Raw genomic sequence first — 3,340 nt, 5'->3', positions numbered from 1 at the left:
TTCGCAATACGCTTGGATGCGGAAAAAGTTATGTGGAACTTGAAGCTATGGCTTCACGTATTCCCCTCGGCTCGCATGGAATCACCCCGATATTCAGTGATCGGATGAACTACGGTGAGTGGATACATGCCTCTCCCTCATTCATTGGTTTGGGGTTGGATGAGTCCAAATACAACGTGGCATCGATGTTTCGCGCATTGGAAGAGAACGCTTGTATCGTCAGTGCGATCAATCTGGAAAATATCAAAGCTTTTAGCGGCGTATCACCTGATTCCATTACCTTTGCCAGTGGGGCATCTAACGGAGCATTATGGTCGCAGATTTTAGCGGATGTCACAGGATTAGAAGTGCGCGTTCCGATAGTCAAAGAGGCGACAGCATTGGGTGTGGCGATGGCGTGCGGGATCGGCTCAGGGGTCTATAAAAGCTTTGAAGAGGCGGGAAAAGAGATTGTCAAAATCGAGCGGACGTATGAACCGAACATGGTCGATCATGCACACTATGGTGAGATCAAAGAACGGTGGCTCAAAGTCTATTCTAAGCAGATGGAGTTGGTTCGTGAGGGGACGTTGGAACCGATGTGGAAGGCTCCGGGAATTTAGAAACGATAAGCACCTTCATCGAGTAAATCAAGTTCTTCGGTATATTTATCATCCACAAACGGTTCATAGTGTGATTTGTAGTACGCGTAGTGCTCCGTGTGTTTATGCCCCTCTAACGACTCCTCATCTGCCCACGACTCGACGGCGAAGAATTTACGAGGATTGTTTTGGGATTGGAAGATGTAATAAAACAAACATCCCGGCTCTTTTAGGGATGGGGCTACCATATCTTCTAAGAGTTTTTTGACCGTTGCTATATGCTCCTCTTTGGCGATAAAGGTCACTTTTTTCGTAATTTTCATCTATTTATTCCTTATTTTTTGAGTTTTGCTTGTTCTAATTCCCAATATTCCATCTGGAACATTTGGGAGAGGGTGAGTGATCTCCATCCTCCGAGCTGTTCGGCAGAGAGGATAGCGGTAATGGTGTGTTTGACGATGTCGCCGATGATACGGGACTCTTTTTCATCTTTGCCGAGAACGACGATTCCGACTCCTTTGATCACCGCGTAGCGTGGGGCAAGATCGAGACAGATATGTTCCGAAGAGGCGTTGGCATCGAAATAGTGCTTATACTCTTTTGCGAATTGAGCGATCCCCTCTCCAATATCACCGTCGATGATGGCAGGAAACGGTTTGATACGTATCACGTGCTCGGGAGTCAATCCCCCTCTTTTGACGAGCGATTCGAGATTGGGGAGGATACTGAAAAGTTGGGCGCGGGGTGAATCGATGAGCAGTGGGAATAGGTCGCATCCGCGCAGTTTTGCCGCTTCACTTCCCACCGCTTTTGCGATAGCTTTATCCCCTTTACCCTCACAGTCTCCGCAGGCGAGGGTGACGTGTTCTGAGAGATACGCTTCGGCAACGGTGACGAGTTCAATCATCTTCTCATAGGCACGCTGTGCATCGTTATCAAACGTAAAGATGCCGTGGTGCATCAGAATCATCCCCGTAAGGGAGTTCCAATCGATGTTGCGGGTCATCTCATAGATATGTTTTGCCAGCTCAAATCCGGGCATCACGTAATCGATGATGAGCATACTCTCCCCGTAGAGATTTTGAACCAACGCTTTGCCATTGGGGGTATTGGTGAGGGTAACGACGGCGTCGGCATGGGTGTGATCGACATAATCGTAGGGGATTATCGCATGGAGGATCGCTTCGATAGAGGGGTTAGGGAAGCTTTGATCGTTCATTGCCACTCTTTGTTCGGCGACCATTTGGGTATCGCTGAGGCTCTCTCTCGTCACCATCTCCAAAAGTACGTCGAGGTTTACGGGAGAAAATCCGGGCTTTTCAATGGTATCGAGATTCCAACCTGACCCCTTAACGTAGAGGGTATTATCGATTTTCACCGAGGTGTTTCCGCCGCCGTGGAGAACGAGTTCTTTGCTTTGACCCAAGAGCTGGGAGGTGTAAACTCTCATCCCCAGAGGGTCGTTTTTGTATTGGGCGGCGAGTGTATCGTCAAAGAGGCTTGTCATAATGTTAGATCCTTCTATTAGTGGTCAAATTATAGCGATGGAACGGTGAAATGTGTTAATATACACAAAAATAAAGATCACTTTTAAGGATTCACATGCCGTTACTTGACAGTTTTTGTGTAGATCATACCATCATGCCAGCCCCTGCCGTTCGTCGTGCCAAAGGGATGAAAACACCAAAAGGGGATGACATCACTGTTTTTGACCTCCGTTTTTGCCGTCCGAACGAGGCGATTCTCTCCTCGGAGGGGATTCATACTTTAGAGCATCTTTTTGCAGGATTTATGCGCGATCATCTCAACTCAGGGAGCACGGAGATTATCGACATCTCTCCGATGGGATGCCGCACCGGATTTTATATGAGCGTGATCGGAACACCTAGTGAAGAGACGGTAGCGGACGCGTGGGAAGCATCCATGCACGATATTCTCGCCGTAGAAAAACAAAGCGATATTCCTGAACTCAATGTCTACCAATGCGGAACCTATACCATGCACTCTCTCGAAGATGCGAAAGCGATTGCCACCGAAGTACTCCGACGTGATATTGACATCATGGACAATGAAGCGTTAGCTCTGGATTTATCGAAGGTCGAACAATAATGCTCCTTTTATTACCGATGGACGGAGATGATACGCAGGAGTCTGAACTTATCGGCATTTTGAATGCATTGTTTTGGGCAACGGTAGAGGTCGAAGAGGGACGTGTCATAGAGATCAATTTTTATATGGATCGCACGACGATCGAATCACCATGCGATGCGGTGATCGTCACTAACAACTATGAGCCTGTGATGGAATTTCTCGATCAGCAGATGATGGTGTTGGTGGCTCATACTCAGCGCACTATCGATGATATCGTCGAAGCGTATTTATTTAGAGAACTGCACGATTTGTCTTTGTAATGAATTGGGTACAAAGCGATGACGGAAGCTATACCGCCTATTCTCCCGAATACGACGAACACTATCACTCGACCAAAGACGGCGCCCTCAACGAATCGCTCAAAAAACACATCGAACCCGCTTTTGCCCTGCACCGAGAGAAAGATCACCTTCGTCTCATCGACATCTGCTTCGGGTTGGGATTTAATACCCTCCTGAGTCTTTATTACCGAGATACCTATTTTCCCGATACGACCCTCGAAATCTACTCTCCCGAACTCGATGGCGATTTGGTCGCTTCGCTCATCGATTTTCCCTATCCCGATATCTTTGAGCCGTATCGAAACGTGATAAACGATATCTCAACCC

General features: G+C 47.5%; 5 protein-coding genes and 1 pseudogene. 4 read left to right on the top strand and 2 right to left on the bottom strand.

Features of this window, described 5'->3' with window-relative positions:
• Positions 1–602, top strand: a 602-nt coding sequence (locus WA010_RS03725) for an FGGY-family carbohydrate kinase (protein ID WP_422555824.1), incomplete at its 5' end; no start/stop codon positions are given.
• On the opposite strand, the gene WA010_RS03720 is transcribed toward WA010_RS03725, so the two are convergent.
• Both WA010_RS03720 and WA010_RS03715 read right to left on the bottom strand, forming a co-directional pair.
• On the bottom strand, positions 599–904 hold the full coding sequence (locus tag WA010_RS03720; RefSeq protein ID WP_422555823.1) for a putative quinol monooxygenase: 306 nt from the start codon (positions 902–904) through the stop codon (positions 599–601). The genes WA010_RS03725 and WA010_RS03720 overlap by 4 nt on opposite strands.
• A gap of 11 nt (positions 905–915) precedes the next feature.
• Complete coding sequence (locus tag WA010_RS03715) at positions 916–2,088, bottom strand: class II aldolase/adducin family protein (RefSeq protein ID WP_422555822.1); 1,173 nt, start codon at positions 2,086–2,088, stop codon at positions 916–918.
• A 95-nt stretch (positions 2,089–2,183) separates the two neighbouring features.
• Here WA010_RS03715 and luxS point away from each other — a divergent pair, with 95 nt between their 5' ends.
• The 3 genes and pseudogenes from luxS to WA010_RS03700 all read left to right on the top strand — a co-directional run.
• Positions 2,184–2,690 (top strand): S-ribosylhomocysteine lyase, encoded by a 507-nt coding sequence (luxS, locus tag WA010_RS03710; RefSeq protein ID WP_299990450.1) that lies wholly within the window; start codon positions 2,184–2,186, stop codon positions 2,688–2,690.
• Positions 2,690–2,992 carry a hypothetical protein gene (locus tag WA010_RS03705; protein ID WP_422555821.1) on the top strand — a complete coding sequence of 101 codons (303 nt, stop codon included), beginning with the start codon at positions 2,690–2,692 and terminating at the stop codon, positions 2,990–2,992. Before luxS ends, WA010_RS03705 begins: the two co-directional genes overlap by 1 nt.
• Positions 2,992–3,340 (top strand): annotated as a pseudogene (locus WA010_RS03700) (hypothetical protein); the annotation flags it as partial. The gene WA010_RS03705 and the pseudogene WA010_RS03700, both read left to right, overlap by 1 nt.

Source organism: Sulfuricurvum sp. (genome assembly GCF_049305995.1).
In the GTDB taxonomy this organism is placed as follows: Bacteria; Campylobacterota; Campylobacteria; order Campylobacterales; family Sulfurimonadaceae; genus Sulfuricurvum.
The sequence above is the reverse complement of the archived record's forward strand: the minus strand, read 5'-3'. Positions and strand labels throughout refer to the sequence as shown.

Coding starts and splice junctions, on each gene's coding strand:
- WA010_RS03720 (WP_422555823.1), bottom strand. CDS start 904: ATGAAAATTACGAAAAAAGTGACCTTTATCGCCAAAGAGGAGCATATA.
- WA010_RS03715 (WP_422555822.1), bottom strand. CDS start 2,088: ATGACAAGCCTCTTTGACGATACACTCGCCGCCCAATACAAAAACGAC.
- luxS (WP_299990450.1), top strand. CDS start 2,184: ATGCCGTTACTTGACAGTTTTTGTGTAGATCATACCATCATGCCAGCC.
- WA010_RS03705 (WP_422555821.1), top strand. CDS start 2,690: ATGCTCCTTTTATTACCGATGGACGGAGATGATACGCAGGAGTCTGAA.